The 21,558-nt window shown below is 69.5% G+C and carries 18 protein-coding genes and 1 pseudogene; 9 read left to right on the forward strand and 10 right to left on the reverse strand.

The window, feature by feature from the left end; genetic code table 11:
• Window positions 1-7: 7 nt before the first annotated feature.
• The 5 genes from gyrB to dnaA form a co-directional block, all read right to left on the reverse strand.
• Complete coding sequence (gene gyrB / locus CcI156_RS08760) at window positions 8-1,942, reverse strand: DNA topoisomerase (ATP-hydrolyzing) subunit B (protein WP_076805257.1); 1,935 nt, start codon at window positions 1,940-1,942, stop codon at window positions 8-10.
• Between the two features lie 303 nt (window positions 1,943-2,245).
• A complete protein-coding gene (locus CcI156_RS08765; protein ID WP_254847337.1) occupies window positions 2,246-3,052 on the reverse strand; it encodes a DUF721 domain-containing protein in 807 nt (268 codons plus the stop codon).
• Window positions 3,042-4,241 (reverse strand): DNA replication/repair protein RecF, encoded by a 1,200-nt coding sequence (gene recF, locus CcI156_RS08770; RefSeq protein WP_076805258.1) that lies wholly within the window; start codon window positions 4,239-4,241, stop codon window positions 3,042-3,044. The genes CcI156_RS08765 and recF overlap by 11 nt, the downstream gene beginning before the upstream one ends.
• 1 nt (window position 4,242) lies before the next feature.
• Complete coding sequence (gene dnaN / locus CcI156_RS08775) at window positions 4,243-5,451, reverse strand: DNA polymerase III subunit beta (RefSeq protein ID WP_076805259.1); 1,209 nt, start codon at window positions 5,449-5,451, stop codon at window positions 4,243-4,245.
• A gap of 764 nt (window positions 5,452-6,215) precedes the next feature.
• Window positions 6,216-7,904 (reverse strand): chromosomal replication initiator protein DnaA, encoded by a 1,689-nt coding sequence (dnaA, locus tag CcI156_RS08780; RefSeq protein WP_139341452.1) that lies wholly within the window; start codon window positions 7,902-7,904, stop codon window positions 6,216-6,218.
• 876 nt (window positions 7,905-8,780) lie between these two features.
• On the opposite strand from dnaA, the gene rpmH reads away from it, so the two are divergent.
• The 9 genes from rpmH to CcI156_RS08825 all read left to right on the forward strand — a co-directional run bounded on the left by rpmH (window position 8,781) and on the right by CcI156_RS08825 (window position 16,890).
• Window positions 8,781-8,918: a 50S ribosomal protein L34 gene (gene rpmH / locus CcI156_RS08785; protein ID WP_011438902.1), complete on the forward strand. Its 138-nt coding sequence runs from the start codon at window positions 8,781-8,783 to the stop codon at window positions 8,916-8,918.
• Window positions 8,919-8,958: 40 nt separating this feature from the next.
• The gene (gene rnpA / locus CcI156_RS08790) at window positions 8,959-9,330 is read left to right on the forward strand and encodes a ribonuclease P protein component (protein ID WP_041258073.1); all 372 of its coding nucleotides are present in this window, start codon (window positions 8,959-8,961) and stop codon (window positions 9,328-9,330) included.
• Window positions 9,327-9,857 (forward strand): membrane protein insertion efficiency factor YidD, encoded by a 531-nt coding sequence (yidD, locus tag CcI156_RS08795; RefSeq protein WP_011438900.1) that lies wholly within the window; start codon window positions 9,327-9,329, stop codon window positions 9,855-9,857. Before rnpA ends, yidD begins: the two co-directional genes overlap by 4 nt.
• A 12-nt stretch (window positions 9,858-9,869) precedes the next feature.
• On the forward strand, window positions 9,870-11,258 hold the full coding sequence (yidC, locus tag CcI156_RS08800; protein ID WP_011438899.1) for a membrane protein insertase YidC: 1,389 nt from the start codon (window positions 9,870-9,872) through the stop codon (window positions 11,256-11,258).
• A gap of 117 nt (window positions 11,259-11,375) precedes the next feature.
• A complete protein-coding gene (locus CcI156_RS08805) occupies window positions 11,376-11,930 on the forward strand; it encodes a R3H domain-containing nucleic acid-binding protein (RefSeq protein WP_011438898.1) in 555 nt (184 codons plus the stop codon).
• 13 nt (window positions 11,931-11,943) lie between these two features.
• A complete protein-coding gene (locus tag CcI156_RS08810; protein WP_076805260.1) occupies window positions 11,944-13,818 on the forward strand; it encodes a hypothetical protein in 1,875 nt (624 codons plus the stop codon).
• A 318-nt stretch (window positions 13,819-14,136) separates the two neighbouring features.
• Window positions 14,137-14,934, forward strand: a complete 798-nt coding sequence (gene rsmG, locus CcI156_RS08815) for a 16S rRNA (guanine(527)-N(7))-methyltransferase RsmG (protein WP_076805261.1) — start codon at window positions 14,137-14,139, stop codon at window positions 14,932-14,934.
• Window positions 14,897-15,889, forward strand: coding sequence for a ParA family protein (locus tag CcI156_RS08820; protein ID WP_076805262.1), 993 nt, complete (start codon window positions 14,897-14,899; stop codon window positions 15,887-15,889). The genes rsmG and CcI156_RS08820 overlap by 38 nt, the downstream gene beginning before the upstream one ends.
• Entirely contained in the window at window positions 15,889-16,890 is a 1,002-nt protein-coding gene (locus CcI156_RS08825) for a ParB/RepB/Spo0J family partition protein (protein ID WP_076805263.1), read from the forward strand. The genes CcI156_RS08820 and CcI156_RS08825 overlap by 1 nt, the downstream gene beginning before the upstream one ends.
• A 239-nt stretch (window positions 16,891-17,129) precedes the next feature.
• Here the strand turns inward: CcI156_RS08825 and CcI156_RS08830 are convergent, their stop codons facing one another.
• The 5 genes and pseudogenes from CcI156_RS08830 to CcI156_RS08850 form a co-directional block, all read right to left on the reverse strand.
• On the reverse strand, window positions 17,130-17,768 hold the full coding sequence (locus CcI156_RS08830; protein ID WP_076805264.1) for a GNAT family N-acetyltransferase: 639 nt from the start codon (window positions 17,766-17,768) through the stop codon (window positions 17,130-17,132).
• Window positions 17,769-17,945: 177 nt separating this feature from the next.
• Window positions 17,946-19,232 (reverse strand): N-acetylmuramoyl-L-alanine amidase, encoded by a 1,287-nt coding sequence (locus CcI156_RS08835; RefSeq protein ID WP_076805265.1) that lies wholly within the window; start codon window positions 19,230-19,232, stop codon window positions 17,946-17,948.
• Between the two features lie 363 nt (window positions 19,233-19,595).
• Window positions 19,596-19,922: a thioredoxin gene (gene trxA, locus CcI156_RS08840; protein WP_011438891.1), complete on the reverse strand. Its 327-nt coding sequence runs from the start codon at window positions 19,920-19,922 to the stop codon at window positions 19,596-19,598.
• Window positions 19,923-20,076: 154 nt separating this feature from the next.
• Window positions 20,077-21,123, reverse strand: a complete 1,047-nt coding sequence (gene trxB, locus CcI156_RS08845; RefSeq protein WP_023839960.1) for a thioredoxin-disulfide reductase — start codon at window positions 21,121-21,123, stop codon at window positions 20,077-20,079.
• A 217-nt stretch (window positions 21,124-21,340) separates the two neighbouring features.
• Window positions 21,341-21,558, reverse strand: a pseudogene (locus tag CcI156_RS08850) (hypothetical protein); the annotation flags it as partial.

The following is a 21,558-nucleotide window of genomic DNA, read 5'->3' on the forward strand; positions in this document are numbered from 1 at the left end:
GGCCGGGTCAGATGTCCAGGAAACGCACGTCCTTGGCATTACGTTGGATGAAGCTGCGACGCGCGTCGACATCCTCACCCATGAGCACGGAGAACAACTCGTCGGCGACCGCCGCGTCGTCGAGCGTGACCTGCAGCAGGATGCGCCGGTCYGGGTCCATGGTGGTGTCCCACAGCTCGGTGGCGTTCATCTCGCCGAGACCCTTGAAGCGCTGGATGGCATCCTTGGGCAGCTTGCGCCCGGACTCCACCCCGCGGGCGACCAGCCMGTCGCGCTCCCGATCGGAGTAGGCGTACTCCCAGTCCTCCCTACCCCATTTGATCTTGTAGAGCGGCGGCTGCGCCAGAAACACGTGACCGGCCTCGACCAGCGGGCGCATGAACCGGAACAGCAGCGTCAGCAGCAGGGTCCGGATGTGCTGGCCGTCGACGTCGGCGTCCRCCATCAGAACGATCTTGTGGTAGCGCAGTTTCGCGATGTCGAAATCGTCGTGGATGCCGGTACCCAGCGCCTGGATGAGGGCCTGGACCTCGGTGTTCTTCAGAACGCGGTCGATGCGGGCCTTCTCGACGTTGAGGATCTTTCCTCGCAGCGGGAGGATCGCCTGGAACTTCGAGTCTCGACCACCCTTGGCCGACCCACCCGCCGAGTCACCCTCGACGATGTACAGCTCGCACCGCTCGGGATCGGTGTACTGGCAGTCGGCGAGCTTGCCCGGCAGGCCGGTGCCGCCGAGCAGACCCTTGCGCCGGGTCAGATCGCGGGCCTGACGGGCGGCAATGCGGGCCCGCTGGGCGTCGAGCGCCTTGCTGACGATGGCCCGAGCCTCGGTGCGGTTGACCTCGAACCAGTCCTTGAGYGCTGAGTAGCACATCTCCTGGACGAACTTCTTGGCCTCGGTGTTGCCGAGCTTGGTCTTGGTCTGGCCCTCGAAYTGCGGCTGCGCGAGCTTCACCGAGATGATCGCGGTAAGGCCCTCCCGGATGTCGTCGCCGGAGAGCCGCTCGTCGCTGTTCTTGGCCCCCGCCTTCACCGGCTTGAGCAGGTTCTGGTCCTTGGCGTAGGCGTTGACGGCGCTGGTCAGCGCGGCCCGGAAGCCCTCCTCGTGGGTGCCGCCCTCGTGGGTGTTGATGGTGTTCGCGAARGTGTAGACCGACTCGGTGTAGCCGCCGTTCCACTGCATCGCGAGCTCGGCCTCGATGCCCACGCCCTTCGACTCCAGCGAGATCACGCTGCGGTGGATGGTGTCCTTCGTGGCGTTGAGGTGACCGACGAAGTCGACCAGGCCGTTGGCGTACTTGTAGGTGACCGCCACGCGTTCCTCGTCACGCTCGTCGACGAGCGTGATCGACAGCCCCTTGTTCAGGAAGGCCATCTCCTGCAGGCGGCGGGAGAGCGTCTCGTACTTGTACTCGGTGGTCTCGAAGATCGTCGGATCCGCCCAGAAGGTGACCGACGTCCCGGTCCTGCGGGTGGTACCGGTCTTGGCCAGCGGCTTGTCCGGGCGGGTCGCCACGTACGGCTGGAACCAGACGTGCCCATCCAGGTGGATCTCCACGTCGAGCCGGGTGGACAGCGCGTTGACCACGCTGACGCCGACTCCGTGCAGCCCGCCGGACACCGCGTACGATTTGCCGTCGAACTTCCCGCCGGCGTGCAGGGTGGTCAGCACGACCTCGACGGCGGGCCGCTTCTCGGTGGGATGCATGCCGACGGGAATGCCACGGCCGTTGTCGGTGACCCGCACCCCGCCGTCGGCAAGCAGCGTCACGGTGATGGTGTCGCAGTAACCGGCGAGCGCCTCGTCCACCGCGTTGTCCACGACCTCGTAGACGAGATGATGCAGTCCACGCTCTCCAGTGGAGCCGATGTACATGCCCGGACGCTTGCGGACCGCGTCAAGACCTTCGAGAACCTTGATCGAACTTGCATCGTAGGCCACGCGGCGGGTCCCCTCGTTCTGGGCGGAAGTATCCACCAGTCTACCCGGCAACCCGCCATAGCGGACGCAGGGAGCCCCCTGGCGTCTGCGCAGCGCCACGCACATGGGGATGGCCAACCCCCCCTACCGGACCGACTCCCCCGACCGCCTTGGCGCGCCTCCACGACTGTCACCGACACCGCGATCCCGCGGAGCCATCATGATCGCCCCAGCCGCACCGACGGATACCACAGGCACAATCCAGGCGCCAAGGGGCACCGAGAGCACCGGGGTGTCAGGCGGGCAGCAGCCGAACGGCCGGCCTCAGCCATAGGTGTCGCGGGGCCCTCGACCGCCGGTTCGGATGGACCCGTGCCGCCAGGACGGCGCCGTCGGGCCACGCACGACGATCCGGCGGACCACGTGTGGACCGAGCYCCCGGTGCAGGATGCCGAGGAGCTGCCGGGACAGCATGYGCAGCTGGGTCGCCCAGGCCGTCGACTCCGCGACAAGTTCCAGGTCTCCGTCGCGCAGGGACACCGGGGTGCAGTGGTCGGCGATGTCCGGCCCGACGATGGCATCCCATCGGGCCAGGACGTTCGCGTCGCTCGCCTGAGCCTTCCAGCCACGGGCCGCCAGCAGCCGGTTGATCGCCGTCCCGAAACCGACCGGTTCGCGCCATTCCCGGCCGGGCGGGGCGATGCCCGGCATCCGCGGTCGGCGGGGCACCTGGTCGTCCGACGGGTCGGCCCGCCGGGCACCGAGGCGGGTCCGAGAGCCCGGGCCCCACGGGCCGCCCGTCCCGGTGGCGCCGGTGGAGGCGTCCTCATCGGCCCACGTGCCGCCGTCGGCACCCGGCATCCCGCCACCGCGACCAGTGCCGGGCCCGGCCGGACCGGGCCCGGTCGGGTGGCGGGCGGTGTGGCCGGCGCCCCACCGTCCCCGCCCACGCTCCCGCGCGTCCCGTTTGACCTGGGCGAGAATCTCCCGAGCCAGGTCCGCTCCGTGGGCTGCGGTGCCGTCCGGCCCCTCGGTCTTCCCGCGGCGCCCGGCCCCTCCCCGGGACCGCCCGGATGCGGTGGATCCGGGCACGGTGGGATGGTCCCGGGGGTCCGGGCGCTCAGTGGGCATGCTGGACCTCTCCTCCGGCGACGGCGTACCGCACCCCGGTCAGCTCTGTGGGAACGTCGGTTTCGACCGCGGCTGTGACCAGCACCTGCTCCGCGGAGGCGAMGAGTTCCGCGAGCCGACCGCGGCGGCGCGTGTCCAATTCGGCGAAGACGTCGTCCAGGAGCAGGACCGGCTCGCGGTCATCGGCACGCAGCAGGTCGAACGAGGCCAGCTTGAGCGCGAGGGCGAGGGACCAGGACTCGCCGTGACTCGCGTAGCCACGGGCCGGGAGCCCGTTGATCGACAAGAGCAGATCGTCGCGGTGCGGACCGACCAGCGTCATCCCCCGTTCGACCTCCCGTGGCCGGGCGGCCTCCAGATCGGCGCGGATCGCCTCCGCCAGCATGGTCCGATCCGGTGCCGCCGGATCCGGCCGACCCGCGCCCGGCTGCTCTGGCTGGCCCGGTGGACCGGGTGGACCGGACGCATGCAAGATGTCCGGGAGGGTGACGCTGGAACGGTAGTCCAGCGCGGTAGCGGACTCGGCGCCGGCGACGGCCTCGTACGCCGCGGCCACGGCCGGCCGCAACGCGTCGACGAGTGCCAACCGCGCGGCCAGCACCTCGGCGCCATGCGCGGCCAGATACCCGTCCCAGACATCGAGGGTGCGCAGATCTCCCTGCCCCCCAGCTCGCCGGGCCGTCCCGGCGGTGCGTAGCAGGGTCGATCGTTGTTTGAGGACCCGGTCGTAGTCGGCGAGGACCGCGRCCATCCTTGGGGTCCGGGCGATCAGCAGCTCGTCGAGGAACTGACGACGCTGCGCCGGATCCCCCTTCACCAGGGCCAGGTCCTCCGGGGYGAACAGCACGGTGCACAGCAGACCGACGATGTCACGCGGCCGGGCGACGGGAGCCCGGTTCAACCGGGCCCGGTTCGCCTTTCCCGGAACGATCTCGATCTCCACCAGCGCGGCCCGGTCACCCCGGACGATCCTGGCGCGGATGACCGCCCGAGACGCGCCGTCACGGACCAGCGGGGCGTCCCCGGCGACCCGGTGGCTGGCCAACGTGGCGACATAGCTGATCGCCTCGATCACGTTGGTCTTCCCCTGGCCGTTACCACCCACGAAGGTGGCCACTCCCGGACCCAGAGTCAGGTCAAGGGCCGGGTAGGAACGGAAGTCGACGAGGGACAGGTGCGTGAGGTGCACGTCACCMGTGCAGGCGGATCGGCATCAGCAGGTACCGGTAGTCGGGGACCTCGCCGTCGTCGTCGGCCTTCCCGGTCAGGATCGCCGGCTTGTTCGCCGCCACCGCCGGGTCCTCCGCGCTGGCGAAACCGATCCGTACGACGTCCGACTCCAGCGCCCCGAGTGCGTCGAGCAGGTACGACGGGTTGAACGCCACGGACAGCTCCGGTCCGTCGTAGGTCACCGGGAGGGTCTCCGTCGCCTGCGCCTCACCGCCCGTCCCGGCCTCCAGCACGAGGTGGTCCGGGGAGAACGTCAGCTGCACCGGTGCGGTCTTCGCGGCGACCAGCGCCACCCGTTTGACGGCCTCCTGCAACGGGGCGATCTCCAGCTGCGCGATCAACGGCGAACTGTCAGGCAACAGCTTGCGGTAGGGCGGGAAGCTTCCGTCGAGCAACCGGGTCGTCGTCTGCCGGGTCGAGCCGGCGAAACCGGCCAGCGTCTCGCCGGAGGGGCCGGTCCCGAGCGCGATGGATACCTCCACCCCCGAACCCGACAACGACTTCGCGGTGTCGAGCAGGGTGCGGGCCGGCACGAGAGCGACAGTGACCGGTGTGGGCGGGGGGCCGTCCACACCGGTCACGCCGTCCTCATCGAGCCCGGCGGCTGTCTCCGACGGCCGCCACTTCAACGTCCGCACGGCGAGCCGGTAACGGTCGGTCGCGGCGAGGGTGAGAGTGTCCCCCTCGATCTCGATACGGACCCCGGTGAGGACCGGCAGCGTGTCGTCACGACCGGCCRCGATCGCCACCTGTGAGACCGCCGCGGCGAACGCGGATCCCTCGATGTGCCCCGTGATCGGGGGCATGGCCGGAAGGGCGGGATAGTCGTCCACCGGCAGCATCGGCAACGCGAACCGAGCATTGCCACAAGTGATCACCAGGCGGGTGCCGTCGATGCCCAGATCGACCGGTGCCGCGGGCAGCGCCCGGGTGATCTCCGCGAGCAGTTTGCCGTTGACGAGCCCGCGCCCCTCCTCCGACACGGTCGCGTGCACCGTGCACTGGGCGGCCACCTCGTAGTCGTACGCGGCGATCTTGAGTATCGGTCCGGTCGCGTCGAGGAGCAGGCCCGAGAGCACCTGCAACTGGGTGGTCGGCCGGCTCGGCAACGTGCGTGCGGTCCAGGCGACCGCTTCGGTGAATTCGTCCCGTTCCACCCGGAACTTCATGGTTAGGCCTCCTGTCGTTCCCTCCGGTTGTTCGGAGTTACCCCGCAGGGAACACCGACCAGCATCTCAGAGTGCCAGCAGGCGCCGACGAGCGGTCGGCCGTGCCCCGGGCRCTTGCCCGGGGCCGAGTCGCGGCACGTAGGGCTCTCGGAGCCGCGCTCGAGCCGTTGTCCACACCCCCTAGTACTAAGAGCTTTTGATCATTCTTAGAAAGATCTAGTTGGTCGTAGTAGTAGGGGGTGTGGATACTGGGGATAACCTCTGTTTCTGCAGGTCAGAGGGGTTGTTGGCCGGTGCAAATCTTGTGGGTGGATCTGTGCATGCGCGCAGTGGTTATCCCCAGGCCCGATCTGCGTCCACAAGGACCACGTTGTCCCTCCACAGGCCATCCCCGAGTTGTCCACAGGCTGTCCACTGCCACTCCACCGTTCCGACCGCAGGCTGTCCACAACGTTTTCCACAAGCTGTGGGCGGAACCACCCCGTGGGCTCGGTGAGGTCGTCCCCAGCCGTCCGTGGTTGTCCGGGGTCGTTTGGGGAAGTCCTGCCCCGCGGCGTCCGGTTCCTGCGCCACGTGTGACACCCGGCGAGGCGTCACACCCCACCTTCGGGCGGCAGCCACCGGTCCGCGGGACGTTCCGGCCGGGGGGAGGTAGGAGGAACCGTGCTGCCCGGCGGTGGTGCTGCCCGGCGGTGGTGGGCGGCGGTGGTGGGCGGCGGTGGTGGGCGGCGGTGGTGGGCGGCGGTGGACAGTGGGCAGTGGCGCTAGGCCTGCCGGGCCTGCAGACGGATGCGGTTTGTCAGTTCGGTGACCTGGTTGTAGATCGCGCGCCGTTCCGCCATCAGACCGCGGATCTTGCGATCGGCATGCATGACCGTCGTATGATCCCGACCCCCGAAGTGCTGGCCGATCTTCGGTAGCGACAGGTCGGTCAGCTCCCGGCACAGGTACATCGCGATCTGACGGGCGGTGACCAGCACGCGGCTACGTGAGGTGCCGCACAGGTCCTCCATCGAGACGCCGAAGTACGCCGCCGTCGCGTTCATGATGGCGGCGGCCGTGATGTCGGGATTGCCGGCATCGGGGATGAGATCACGCAGCACGATCTCGGCGAGCGTGCGGTCGACGTGGGACTTGTTCAAGCTCGCGAAGGCCGCGACCCGGATCAGCGCCCCCTCCAGCTCACGGATGTTGCGCTCGATGTGCGTGGCGATGTACTCGAGGACATCCGGGGGTACCGGCAGGCGCTCCGTAGCCGCCTTCTTCGACAGGATGGCGATGCGCGTCTCGAGGTCGGGCGGGGTGATGTCGGTCATCAGCCCMCACTCGAAGCGGCTGCGCAGCCGGTCCTCCAGGGCCGAGAGTTGCTTGGGCGAGCGGTCGGAGCTGATCACGATCTGCTTCTCGCCGTCGTGCAGGACGTTGAAGGTGTGGAAGAACTCCTCCTGCGTCCGTTCCTTGTTCTCCAGGAACTGGATGTCGTCAACGAGCAGGACATCGATGTCACGGTAGCGCCGCTGGAACGCCTGCTGGCGGTCGTCCCGGATCGAGTTGATGAAGTCGTTGGTGAACTCCTCGGAGCTCACGTACTTCACCCGCATGTTCGGGTAGAGCTTGAGTGCGTAGTGACCGATCGCGTGCAGAAGGTGAGTCTTGCCGAGCCCGGAGTCCCCGTAGATGAAAAGCGGGTTGTAGGCCTTCGCGGGTGCCTCGGCGACGGCCACCGCTGCCGCGTGGGGGAACCGGTTGCTGTCGCCGATGACGAACGTCTCGAAAATGTAGCGGGGGTTCAGCCGGGCCTGGGCCGGTTCGGTCTCGTGCGGCGCCGCATCGCGTCCGAGACCCGCGCTGACCCGTACCGGTGGTGTTCCCTCGGTGGCGTCGGGGAAGGGCAGTTCGCCGTTCACCAGTGCCGCCGGCGCCGGCGGCACTGGTGCCGGTGCCGGCGCCGGCACCGGCACCGCCGACGAGCCCGGGCTCGTCGGCGGCACCGGGGCTGCGGCGGCGCCGGTCGATCCTGATCCGGTACCCGCGTTCAACGCCGAACCGGAGGCGGGGCCCGAGCCCTGGCCGGGTGTGGTGTCGCCCCTGGCATCCACCGGCCGTACGATCCGGATCGGTCCGCTCATTGGTTCCGGATCGGGCAGGTGTTCGACGGTGACCGCGACCCTGATCTCCCGCCCATAGGCTGTGGACAACGCTGTGGACAAGAAGGGGCGCAGGCGCGAGTCGAGGAGATCCTTGGTGAACTCGTTCGGCGCGGCCAGCAGAGCCGTGTCCTGGACGAGCCCGAGGGGGCGGGTCAGCCGCAGCCAGGCACGCTGCTGGGCGGACAGCGTGCCGTCGGCGACCCCGGCGACGGCCTGGCTCCACACCGCGGCCAGGTCCGGGTCACCCGAAGGCTCGTCCCCGAACGGCAGACCGGCGACGGAGTCGGCGCGGAGGTTGGACACGGGGGCTCCTCGGGCAGTTCGGTACGGTTTGCGGGTGGTGCTGCTCCCCGCGTGCTGGAGGTGCGCCGCGGCTGATGCGGCTGGTGATGTGGTCCCCGGCCACCGAGCGACCGAGGGGCCTCGTCGCGATGGTTCTCCACATCGTCGTCCACAACCTGTGCATGGACACGACACGGCATGCGGCGTGGCGCAACCGGCTCGTTCCCGGGGATGAACCTGTATTAGTGAGGTCATTCGAATCCGCTTCAGGTCCCCCCGTTCCGCCCTGGCCCCTCCGCCGACCGCCCTCTCCWCAGGCGTTTTCCACAGGTCAGGGTGCACCGAGCCGGTCGTTCTCACCGAACGCGGGCATACCTGACGCCGTCTGGTGCCCGCCCCGAGTGAGACGTTGCCACCAGGATCGTAAGGCGCGGCCCGAGCCGCCGTGCCGGGGCCGGAACGTATCCGCGGTGGCCGCGCCGCGTCCCTGCCCCATCGTCGGCGGCACCGAGGGCCCGCCACGGCAGTGTGGCATTCCACGGCCGCCGGACGGATGCCGGCCCGCCGCGGCCGCGGTGCGCTCGCACCTTGACCTCCGGTGTGGTGCCGTCGTGTCCGGGTTGCCCTGGCGGCGACCGGGTGATGACCGAATGATGGTGGTGCGGCCAGCGGCGGCCGGCGGGCCCKGAGCCGCCGGCCGCCGAAGGCCCCCTGCCCGGCAGCGATCCCTCGCCGCCGGACCGTCCGAGGCACCGCCCTGTGTAGGCTAGGCCGAACCGCGGTGTTAGACCGCTTCGTTTGTCGTGGGATCTGCTTGTCAGGACCGTGTGGTGCGGCCCACTCTCCCTCGGCGGCGAAGATCACCGCCCGCGTCCATCTTGCAGACGGAGTTCTCACGTGAGTAAGCGCACCTTCCAGCCGAACAACCGTCGGCGGGCCCGCACGCACGGGTTCCGACTGCGCATGCGGACTCGCGCGGGCCGCGCGATCCTGTCCGCCCGCCGTCGTAAGGGCCGCAGCGAGCTCTCCGCCTGACGGCGGGTTCCCGCTGGTCCTGCTGGTACCCCCGCCGGTCATGCTTCCTGAGGGCTCTCGCGTCCGAACCCGGGACGAACATGCCCGGGTGGGGACCATGGGTCGGCGAACCCGATCCGGTCCGCTTGTTGTCCACAGCCTGTGGACAACAAGCGACGATCCGGCGCGGGCCGGCTTCGTGGTCGGCCGCCGGGTGGGGAAGGCGGTCGTGCGTAACAGGGTGCGGCGCCGGTTGCGGGAACAGGTACGGGTTCGGCTGGACACGCTCGCGCCAGGGACGATGCTGGTCGTGCGTGCGCTGCCCGATGCGGCGACGGCGAGCTCCGCGGAGCTCGGCCGTGCGCTGGACACCGCGCTCACCAGGGTGGCCCGGCCGGCGGGTGCCAGGCGCCCGGATGGGCGTGGACGATGACCGCCGGGACGGTGCTGGTCGTGCTGCTGGCCACGGCGGCCGTCGTCGACCTCCTGCTGGCCTCCCGGATGGTGTGGCGCCGCCTGCCGCGGGTCGCCCGCAACGCCGACGGCGCGGTACGCGGTCCCCTATCCTGGACCTTTGCCGGGCTCGTGCGGCTCTACCGAGCCGGCTGGTCGGCCCGCAACGCCGGCCTGTGCCGGTTCGAGCCATCCTGTAGCGCCTACGCGCTGGCCGCGGTGCGGCGCCACGGGGGTGTGCGTGGCGGTGTCCTCGCCGTCGCCCGGTTGCTGCGCTGCCAACCGCTCGCGGCAGGCGGCTACGACCCCGTGCCGGGAACGGATCCGGGTCCGGGAATCGTTCGGAGACCCAGGGGCGCGACGGCCGACCCCGGCGGGCCTCCCGACGGTCGGAGCGCGGGCGATCCGGCCGTCGCCGTACCGCCCGTCCACAGGCATGGTCCCCCGTCTCCCAGTCAGGGGATGCGGGCCGAGATCGTCGGTTCCGGTCGTGGACCGTGGGTGTGAGGAGTCAGACCGTTGTTGGATCCCCTATACCACCTCGCGGCGAACGCGATCGTCTTCTTTCACCGGGGATTTGCGCCGATCTTTGGTGCTGACAGTTTCTTCTCCTGGGCCTTTTCGGTCGTCCTGCTGGTCGTCTGCGTCCGTATTCTGATCTTCCCGCTGTTCGTCAAGCAGGTGAAGTCGCAGCGGACGATGCAGATGATGCAGCCCCGGATCAAGGAGATCCGGGAGAAGCATGGGCACGACAAACCCCGCATGCAGCAGGAGATGATGGCGCTGCAGCGGGAGCACGGAAACCCGCTCCTCGGCTGCCTCCCGATCTTCCTCCAGATCCCGCTGTTCATCTCGCTGTTCCACGTGTTCACCCACCTGGCGCCGATGAACGAGGGTCCGAACCACTCGCTGGTCTGGCGTCCCCGGGTCGGGCTCTCCGCAGACCAGGTGGAGCAGATCGCCTCGGCCAAGGTGTTCGGCATCTCGCTGGCGAGCAAGTTCACCTCCGATGGCGATTTCTCGCACTTCCTCGGCGTCGACAGCACGCACGTCAGGATTCTCGCGATCGTCCTGATCGTGCTGATGGGTCTTACGACCTTCCTCACGCAGCGCCAGATCATGGCCCGCACCGGGCCGCTCGACCCGCAGCAGGCGATGGTGCAGAAGGCGCTGCTCTATGGCTCCCCGCTGATGCTCGCCTTCTTTGGTTTCCGTTTCCCGATCGCTGTGCTGCTGTACTGGCTCACCACCAACCTGTGGAGCATGGGCCAGCAGTTCTTCATCATGAAGAAGATGCCGCCGATCAAGCCCGCGGATGCGAACGGCCGGCTGCCCGGTGCCCGTCCGGCCGCCGGCGGTGCCGTCACCCCCGCTCGGCCGGCTCCCGGTGTCCGAGCCGGGGCGAAGTCGAAGAACCGCCCCCGGTCCGCCTCGGTGACCCCGACCAAGGGCGGCGATTCCGGTGCCGCGGCGGCCGGTCGGACGTCCTCGACGGCTCCCCCCGGCACCCGGTCMCGTAACGGCACCTCGACCGCGAGCCGTACCACGACGACCCCGAAAGCGGCGACGACCCCGAAGAGCGGTAAGGCGGGGGCGCCGGGCGGTCCCGGGGCCAACGGCGTCTCGGGCGGTGGCGTCTCGGACAACGGCGTCTCGGACAACGGCGTCGCCGCTACCACGGCCGCATCCACGGGGCGCAGCGCGGAGGCGAAGACCAGCGCGGCGGGCCGCAGGAACGCCCCGGGCAAGAATGCCGGGCAGAGCGCGGCGAGCGGGCCGACGGCGCCCTCCGACGGGGAGAGCACGCCCCGGCCGGCACCCGTACCCGCCGGAGTGCGGCGCCAGGTCGGCGGCTCCCGACCCGCGAAACGGCGCGGCAAGAGCAAGCGGCCCGGTGGGCGGCGTTGATCCGGGAGACGCCGTTCCCGACCGACCGGCAGGCAGGCTGCCGACCCGATTTCGTCATCGAGTGGCGGCATCCCGTAATCTCTGCTCCGCTGTCCCCGTTCCCCTGGAGAGTCGCTGATGACCGGTTCGGCACCTGAACTGGCTGTGGATGGAGCCGGAGCCTCCGACGAGCACGCTTCCTCGGACGAGACCGCCGGCACGGAGGATCGGCGTCTGTCCGATCTCGAGTTGGAAGGCGAGATCGCCGCCGACTACATCGAGGGTCTGCTCGACATCGTCGACATGGACGGTGACCTCGACCTCGACGTCGAGAGCGGCCGCGCCGTCGTCGCCGTGGTGGGCGAGGGGCTGGACAAGCTCATCGGGGCGGGCGGCGAGACGCTGGAGGCGTTGCAGGAACTGACCAGGCTCGCGGTGCTCCAGAAGACGGGCACCCGCAGCCGTCTCATGCTCGACGTCGGCGGCCATCGCGCCCGGCGGCGGGTCGAGCTACGCAAGATCGCGATCGCCGCGGCGTCGCGTGCCATCACGCGCGGTGAGCCGGAGAAGCTGGCTCCCATGACGCCGTTCGAGCGCAAGGTGGTGCACGACACCGTCGCCGGGATCGACGGCGTGCACAGCGAGTCCGAGGGCGAGGAACCCGGCCGCCGGGTAGTCATCCTTCTCGGCTGACCGGCGCCGACCGATGGCGGGTCGGCGCCGGCCGACGCGTTCCCTCGTGCTGGCCGCCGCCGTGGGTGTCGGCTTGGCGGCCGTGCTCGGCGTTCTGCATGCCTATCTGACCAGACCCTTCTGGTACGACGAGATCTGGCGCGCCCACTTCGTCAGCGAACCGGCGTCCTCGTTCTGGCCGGAGCTGACCGTCGCCAACACCCCCTCGGCGCTGGGTTGGTTCGGCCTGACCCGGGTGGCCGGCGAGCTCCTCGGCTGGCACAGCTGGTCGCTCCGGCTTCCCGGGTATCTTGCCGTGCCCTTGCTCGGCGCCGCGATCGTCCTGCTCACCCGCCGTTTCACCGGCCTGGTCGCGGCGGTGTTCGCCACGTGCTGGCTGTGCCTGAACGTGACCTTCTTGGATCTCGCGACCCAACTCAAGCCGTATTCCGTCGAGGCGCTGGCCGCTGTCTGCATCGTCCTCGCCTGGTCGACCGGATCATCTCCGCGGCCCTCGCTGTCCCCGTGGCCTGCACCTGTCACCGGCGGGTTCTCCCGTGCCCGGCTCCTGCGACGCACCGCGGCGGGCCTGTTGGCCCTGACCGCCGTGCCCGGGATCTTTCTGGTGCTGCCGTTGGCGACCGCGGAGGTATGGCGCGGTCCGGCGCGGCGCTGGCGACTGGTGGAATGCCTGCCCGCGGTCGCCATCAGCGTGGCACACACCGTGTTCTTCATCGGGCACCAGTCCAGTCAGCGTCGCGGCGACTACTGGGATCGCCAGTTCATTGCCGGTCGTGGGCCGGTCGAGGCCGTACGCTTCATCGTCGATCAGATGCGAGCCTTCATTACCGGTATGCCGCCCGGCATCGACCGGTTCGACCCGAGCCTCATCCATGCGACGGTGCCCGGGGGACCGGTTGTCTCGGTGCTGCTCGCCGTGGCGGTGTCGATCGCCGGCCTGACCGGCGTCCTCGTGCTGGCGCGACGACCGGACGGCAGGCTGCTCCTCACCGCGCTCGGCGGAGCCCAGGTGCTGATGCTGGGAGCGAGCGCCGCGCGGTACTGGCCGTTCGGGCCGACCCGGACCAACCTCTTCGTCGTGCCACTGATCGTCGTTGTGATCGTGGTGGGCACCCGGCGGCTGGTGGCCCTGTTCGTGGCGGCGGTGCGACCTCGTATCCCCGCCGCCGGGCCTCAGCCGGCCGTACCGGCACCGATGGCYGCGACCCCGACCCTCCCTACCGGAGGAACCGTAACCAAGCGGTCACGATTGGATGTTTCCGGTGTCTCGCCGACGTCGAGCGCCAGCGCGAACACGATTTCTCCGACCGCCGTGCTGCCGTTGGCCGGCCTCGCAATGATCATCTTGCTTGGTGTCCCGCTCCTGGGAACCTCGCTGTYGGGAAGCGGGCAGCTCTGGGATCATCGGCACCGGACTCGTGGCCTCGATCGGATGGTCGACGMGGCCATCGCGGCCCGGCAGCTGCACCGCCCGGGAGACCTGGTGGTGGTCGGGGGTCGCCTCGCCCGGCCTGGCTGGCTGTACGCGATGGAGGCGAGTGACGACCCGGCGCGTGAGCCGGCAGCTCTCCCCAGCGCCGGCGCCGGGCGGGTACCGGCCCGGGTACCACGGCAGGACACGATCTTCTTCGGCGCTGCGGGTACCTCCCTGGTCGGCGAGCTGGCGAACCGCCGGGTCCCGCCGACCCGGCTGCTCGTCTTCCTCTTCGACGCGGAGCGGCCGGCGCTCGCGCCCGACCTGGCCGCGCTGCCCCGGGCGGGGTGGTGCGCCGGCCGTGGCTGGCAGTTCCCCCTCACCGGAACGCTGACCGTCTTCGATCGCTGCGCCGGCGCCGCCCCGCGACTCGATCGGCCGCGGCGGACCGTGGTGTCCTACCGGACGACCTGACATCCGTCCCCGGGCCGGAACCGTGCCTCCCGCGGGGGGGGGGGGGTGGCGGCGGGAGCATGTCGAGGCCGGCGGGGATGCTTGTCGGGTGCGCGGTCTTCTGACTTCCTCGTCCTGTCCGGCCTTCTCGTCCTGTCCGGCCTTCTGGTCCTGTCCGGCCGGGTCCACGGATCCGGTCTTCCACCCACCCGCTGCCGGCGGTCACCTGGTGATGCCCACGGTCCCAACCCGGCTCGGCTCGATGCTGTGGCCGGTCGAGGTGACGCAGGCGGCCCGGCCGGCGCGGGCTGGTCACACGGCACGGCGGAGGATCCGGCCATGACGGGTCTCCCGGATGCCCCCGAGGTGCCCCCCGTCGCGGTGGAGATTTTCGGCACGCGGACCGGATCCGCGGCGCGCTACGTCGAGTTGCTGGCGACCGACGGGGTCGAACGCGGGCTGATCGGTCCGCGTGAGACTGACCGGCTCTGGGACCGCCACGTACTCAACTGCGCGGTCCTGGCCGACGTGGTCCCGGTGCAGGCCGATGTCGTGGACGTCGGCAGCGGCGCGGGGCTGCCGGGTATCCCGCTGGCGCTCGCCCGCCCGGATCTGCGGGTGGTGCTGCTCGAGCCGATGGAACGCCGGTGCCGATTCCTGCACGAGGTTGTGGCGACCATAGGCCTGGAGGACCAGATTTCTGTGGTACGTGGCCGCGCGCCAGATGCCGGAATCGGCCCGGACGGTCGTAGATTCGGGATAGCCGTAGCCCGCGCGGTCGCTCCCCTGGAGCGGCTGGGCGCAATCCTCTTTCCGATGCTACGACCAGGTGGTGTCATGCTGGCGATGCGCGGTTCACGGATCCTGGAGGAACTGCAGGACGCGCGCAGCGGTCTCGGAACTCAGGGTTGGCATCCCGTGGATGTCGTGAGGTGCGGGGAGGGGCGGGTGGAGGAACCCGCCCGTGTCCTCCGGGCCGTACGTTCATMCCAGCGCACCCGGGCCGAGAGCAGGGGAGGGCGCGGCGACGGTGAGCGGCACGATGGCAGACAGGTCAGACGGACGTCACGGGATTCACTCCGATCACGGGAGGTCGGTCGTGACCAGCCGACACGTGGACAGTCTCGTTCCACGTGAAACAGCGTCGGCGGGCCAGGGTGGGACCAGGAGTGGGGGCTTGCGGGGCTATGACTCCGCGCTCCCCGCACTGGACCTGCTCGATCCCTCGACCCCGATCGGAGCGGCGRCGGCAGCAGCAGTGGAAGCACTGGCGGTAGAACGACGACAACCATTCCCTCGCCCCACCCGGCGGCGCATCATCTCGGTCGCCAACCAGAAGGGCGGTGTGGGGAAGACGACGACGACGGTCAACCTGGCGGCGGCGCTGGCATCTCATGGCTCCCGGGTCCTGGTGATCGATCTTGACCCGCAGGGCAATGCCTCGACGGCGCTCGGCGTCAACCATCACTCCGGGGTCCCCTCGATCTACGAGGTTCTGGTGGGGGATCGGCCCCTCGACGAGGTCATCGTGAAGTCCGCCGAGGCGTCGGGGCTGTTCTGCGCGCCCGCAACGATCGATCTTGCCGGCGCGGAGATCGAGCTGGTGTCGCTGGTGGCGCGGGAGAATCGGCTTCGGCGGGCCATCGCGAGCATGCAACGGGACGTCGACTATGTTTTCATCGACTGCCCGCCCTCTCTTGGGCTGCTGACCGTCAACGCCCTCGTGGCCGCCCGTGAGCTGCTCATCCCGATCCAGTGCGAGTACTACGCGCTGGAGGGCCTCGGCATGTTGCTGCGCAACGTGGAACTGGTGCAGGCGCACCTGAACCAGGAGCTGCGTCTGTCGACCATCCTGCTCACGATGTACGACTCCCGGACCAGACTGGCCGACCAGGTCGTCCATGAGGTCAAGGAACACTTCGGGGACCGGGTGCTGTCCACTACCATCCCCCGGAACGTGCGTCTGGCGGAGGCGCCGAGCTATGGGCAGTCCGCGCTGACGTACGATCCGACRTCGCGCGGCTCGCTGTCCTATCTGGCCGCGGCGCGCGAACTCGCGGAACGGGGTCGGGACTCGAATGGAGCGGCGTGATGAGTGCTCGGCGCAGTGGTCTGGGGCGAGGGCTGGGGGCACTCATCCCGGTTGCTCCTCCYCCCCTCGACGGTCAGGCGGGCACCGCCTCGGCTGACTACGCTGACTACGCCGACTACGCCAGTGGCTACGGCGGCCGGGGGACGAATCGCGGCTCCGGCGACGGCACCGGGCCGCTGCCCGTACACGGGGCGACCTTCCGCGAGATCCCCGTCGAGTCGGTCAGCCCGAACCCGCGCCAGCCCAGGACTCACTTCGATGAGGACGCCCTCGAAGAGCTGGCGGCGAGCCTCCGCGAGGTCGGGCTGCTCCAGCCGATCGTGGTACGCGAGGTGGCCCCCGAGCGCTACGAGCTCGTCATGGGTGAACGCCGGTGGCGTGCATCGAAGATCGCCAAGCTTCCCCGGATTCCCGCCATCGTGCGGGAGACCGCGGACGACGCCATGCTGCGCGACGCGCTGCTGGAGAACCTCCACCGCCAGCAGCTCAACCCGCTGGAGGAGGCTGCGGCGTACGAACAGCTGCTCCGCGACTTCGGGGCGACGCACGAGGAACTGGCCAGTCGGCTCGGGCGGTCCCGGTCRCATGTCACCAACATGATCCGGCTGCTCGGGCTCTCGCCCGCGGTACAARGGCGGGTGGCGGCCGGCGTGCTGTCGGCGGGTCATGCCCGCGCGCTGCTCTCGCTACAGGATCCGGACGCCCAGGACCGGCTCGCCACCCGCATCGTCGCGGAAGGTCTCTCGGTGCGGGCCGTCGAGGAGATCGTGGCACTGGACGACGAGGCCCCGCGTAAGCGGGCGTCGCGGGCACCAGGGGCCGCCTCACCGGCCCTGGTGAGGCTCGCCGACCGCCTCTCGGATCGCTTCGAGACCCGCGTGAAGGTGGACATGGGCCGCAGTAAGGGGAAGATCACGGTCGAGTTCGCCTCGATCGAGGATCTGGAGCGGATCGTCGCCGTGATGTCGCCGTCGGCCTCGGTCGACGGCTTGTTGGACTAGGCGTCCGGCTCGGGGTTCGCTCGGGGCTCTCTGGGCTTCTTGAGCCGGACGCGGATCGCGCGGTCCMAGGGCTGTGCCGGACTCCCCCGGGTGGCCGCGCGCATGTCTGCCGATTGCCCGCCGAGTGCCGGGCCATCGCCGTGCTCAGGCCAGATCGCCGTGCTCAGGGCAGATCGCCGTGCTCAGGCCAGATCGCCGTGCTCAGGGCAGATCGCCGTGCTCAGGGCAGATCGCCGTGCTCAGGCCAGATTGTCGGCCTGGCTGACCTTGCGCAGCATGCCCTCCGGCGTCATCGATCCCAGCAGACGTTCCAGGGCGACCTCGACGTCCTCTCGCCAGCTCACCGCGTTCTTCACCTCTAGCCGCAGCCGCGGCCATCGATGATGGGGCCGGACCGTCTTGAAACCGACCGCGAGGAGATAGTCGGCGGGCAGGATGCAGCGGGTACCCGAGTTCTGGAGGTCACCGAACGCTTCCACCGCCTTGAAGCCGCGGCGGATGACGTCCTTGGCGACGGACTGGACGAGGATCCGCCCCAGCCCCTGTCCGGTGAACTCATTGACGATCGACGCTGTCATGAGCAGCACCGCGTCCGGTGAGACCGGGCTGGTGGGAAAGGCCACCGATCGAGGCACGTAGGCCGGCGGAGCGAACATCACGAATCCGGCCGGGACGTTGTCGATATAGGCGATCTTTCCGCAACTTCCCCATTCCAGGAGAGCCAGGGAAACCCACGCCTCCTTCTCGAGGTCGGTGCCGCCGGCCTCCTCCGCGCGGCTCCGGGCCACCGGATCGAGCTCCCAGAAGACGCAGCGGCGGCAGGGTAGAGGGAGATCGTCGATGTTGTCCAGGGTGATGTTCGCGATGCGACGGCTCATCGAAAAGGCGCTMCATGGGTCGGCTACCGGGCCTCCGGCCGCCGAGGTCAACGTCGACGGATGCGGAGGCTGTCACGGAATCAGCCTAGGCTGCCGAGCATGAATCTTCCCCATCGACGCACCGGCCTCGTTTCACGTGAAACGTCAGCCTTGTCGATGGAACGCCTTGGTGGCCGGTCAGGTGCGGCTGGCGAGGCGGGGGACGTGAAGCTGGCCCGTCGGCGCGTCCTGCTCGGGTGGGAGAAAGAGTCGTTGGGCTGCGGCGAGCACCGCCTCGGCGACGGTTGCCCGGAATGCGGTGGAGCCAAGGGCCTTGGCGTCATGTTCGTTTGTCAGATATCCGAGGTCGAGCCGTACGGCCGGCATCCGGGTCCGCCGAAGCAGGCTCCAGACCTTCGGATGGGTGCGGCAGTCCAGCATGTCGGTCCGGGAGACGATCTCACGGTGGACGAGCTGGGCGAAGCGCTCACCCACGGCGGACGACCCGCGCGCGTTGCCGTAGTAGTAGGCCGACACCCCCTGGGCGCGCGGGGATGGACTGCTGTCGGCGTGCAGCGAGATCAGGAGATCCGCTTCGAGCTCGTTCGCCCGCGCGGCCCGCTCCTCCTCGCTGGGGGACTCGTCCAGGCCGTGGATGAGGTGCGCCCGCAGGCCCGAGTCGAGTAGCCGCGTGGACATCCGAGCGGCGAGGTMGGCCATGAGATCCCGTTCGCACAGGTTGCCGCGGACGATGCCCGGATCGTCGCCACCGTGGCCGGGATCGATGGCGACGACGACTCCGAGCAGCGAGGAGCCGTGGGCCAACAGCCGGACGGACTCCCGCAGCATGTCGGGCCGGCCACCAGTGACCGTGCGCTGCAGGCGTTTGAGCTCGCGCAGGGTGTGTGGCCCGCATTGGCCGTCCGGATCGAGACCCCGGTTGCGCTGGAAGTCGCGGACCGCGGACTCGGTGCGTGGCCCGAAGATCCCATCCGTGCGGCCGACGTCGAAACCCATGTTGAACAGGCGTTCCTGGAGCGCCGCCACGTCATCGCCGACAAAAGGGTACGCGGGGCTGTGGTAGAGCAGACGGTCGCCGAGCTTGTGGCGTGCCTCCTCCAAGGCACGCGCCGTGTCCGGACCGAGTATCCCGTCGGCGGACAGCCCCCGGCTCTGCTGAAAGGCGCGCAGCGCGTTGTCGAGATCTCGGTCGAACCGATCGGCCGGCTCGGCCGGCTCGGCCGGAACACCGCCGAGAGTACCGTCGACAGCCGGGACCCGCGTGCCCTGGGACGGTTCCGCGGCGGAGGTAACACCTCTATCCGGGGCGCTCTTATCCGGAGCGCTCTTACCTGGGTCACCCTTACCTGGGCCGGCCGGATCCCGGCTCTGCCGGGGCGTCACGGGAAGAAAACCAAGATAGGTCAGGGCCGCCCGAACCTCGGCAACGGCGGAACCTTGGTCTCCCAGACGCAGCAGCTTCACCGATGCATACCTTTCAGCTCGCCTGCCCAATGTGCCCCTGGCGAAACCCGGTGCCSCTGGCGAAACCCGATGGTCGGGGCCACCGCGTCGACGAATGATGCGCCGACGGCCGATTGCTGAATCTCAAGCCTAGGGCATGCCCGTGCGGTCTCGACCGGCCGCGAACCGAATCCTCCAGTATTGACCGTGCGTGACCGGGCCGCCGTGATACTCCCCCGATGCTCGTGACGGCGGGAGAAAGTTCCCGGTCCGCACGTGGTATCCGGTTGTCGTGGGCGAACCGGCGCGGACCGGTCCGGGAACGACGTCGGCCCGCCGGGATCACACCCGGCGGGCCGACGGTGGAACGACCGCGTGACGAGATCAGATGTAGACCGAGAGGTCACGCAGCAGGGCGGCCTTCGGCTTCGCGCCGACGATGCTCTTGTCGATCACGCCCTTGACGAACACAGCCATGGTCGGGATCGACATGATCTGGTAGTTCCGGGCGGTCTCCGGGTTCTCGTCGATGTTCAGCTTGACGACCCGGAGCTTCTCGCCATGCTCCTTGGCGATCTCCTCCAAGACGGGTGCGACCATCTTGCAAGGGCCGCACCACTCGGCCCAGAAGTCCACCAGGACCGGCTTGTCRCTCTCCAGCACCTCGGTCACGAAGGTGCTGTCGGTCACGGGGGTGGTGGAACCTGCCATGTTGTTCTCCCTGATGGATGATCTTTTGGTGGACGGGTAGGCGATCAACAGGCCGGTGGTGGCCCGCGGACGRCGCCCGAACGGCCTTCGGACAGCCGGGTCGGGCGGGCCTGCTCCGGCGCCGCCTGATCGGCCGCCCGGACAGATGCCCGGATCAGGCGGGTTGCGGCGTCGGGGTCACGACCCGGGGAGCCACGGTGGTCACCTCGCCCGGACCCTCCCCGGCGGCGATGAAGCGCTCCGCGTCGAGCGCGGCGGCGCAGCCCGTGCCGGCTGCGGTGATGGCCTGGCGGTAGGTGTGGTCGACCACGTCGCCACAGGCGAAGACCCCGTCCAGGTTCGTCTTCGTGGTCGGGTGYGCGACCGAGATGTAGCCGGCGTCGTCGAGGTCGAGCTGACCACGGACGAGTTCGGTACGCGGAAGGTGACCGATAGCGACGAACAGTCCGGTGACCGGAAGATCCTTCGCTTCACCGGTGACGGTGTCGCGCAGCCGGACGCCGGTGAGCTTGTCCGCGCCCAGGAGCTCGGTGACCTCGGCGTTCCACCGGAACCGGATCTTCTCGTTGGCGAAGGCCCGCTCCTGCATGATCGCGCTGGCCCGGAGTTTGTCCCGCCGGTGGATCACCGTCACCGAGCGGGCGAAGCGGGTCAGGAAGGTCGCCTCCTCCATMGCCGAGTCGCCCCCGCCAACCACCGCGATGTCCTGATCCCGGAAGAAGAAGCCGTCGCAGGTCGCACAGGCGGAGACCCCGCGGCCGAGCAACCGCTCCTCGTGCTCGACGCCGAGCATGCGGTAGGCCGAACCGGTGGCGACGATGACCGTGCGGGCGAGGTAGGTCCTGTCCTCGATCTTGACGACCTTTGGGTTCGCCGCGAGGTCRAGCTCGGTCACGTCGTCGGCCACCAGCTCGGCTCCGAACCGCTCCGCCTGCCGTCGCAGGTTCTCCATCAGCTCCGGACCCTGGATGCCGTCCGGAAACCCAGGAAAGTTCTCCACCTCGGTGGTGTTCATGAGCGCTCCGCCGGCCGATACCGCGCCCTCGAACACGAGTGGCCGTAGGTTGGCCCGGGCGGTGTAGACAGCGGCCGTGTACCCTGCCGGGCCCGAACCGACGATGACGACATCGCGTATRTCGTCATCGCCGTCGGGCTGGCTGCTGCGGCCGGTGACATCCTGGCCGTCCTCCTGGGCTGTCACACCCGCTCCTTTCACGCTACGGGATCCCTGTGAGCCGGGTGGGCCCTCGCCGGTACCTGTCGCCYCGGCTTCATCCGAGTTCCTCGTTCATCGGTCCGTCCATGGAGACGGTGTCCGACAGCGACAACCGTCTCCGCGGGCATCTGATTCCATCCGCGCCCGCCACCGGTGCGCGCCACGGCTGGGCTCCCGGCCCCGCGATGCGTCAACCACCACCTCAATGCCGCAGCGTGGACACGCTGTACCACGGCGCGGTGGAGACGGTGGTGACGCCGCAGTGGGCGTCGACGACCAGCACCCTGGCCACCGCCGGTTGCATGGGCACGGAGAGCACGATCAACAGCGCCGGCTGGTCGTTGTAGACGACGCGGTCGACAGCGAGGATTGTGCCACCCGTCTGCGCCGTCAGGCTCTGGTAGCACGGACGCAGGTCAG

Origin of the sequence: Frankia sp. CcI156, assembly GCF_001983015.1 — a bacterium.
Taxonomy (GTDB): domain Bacteria; phylum Actinomycetota; class Actinomycetes; order Frankiales; family Frankiaceae; genus Frankia; species Frankia casuarinae.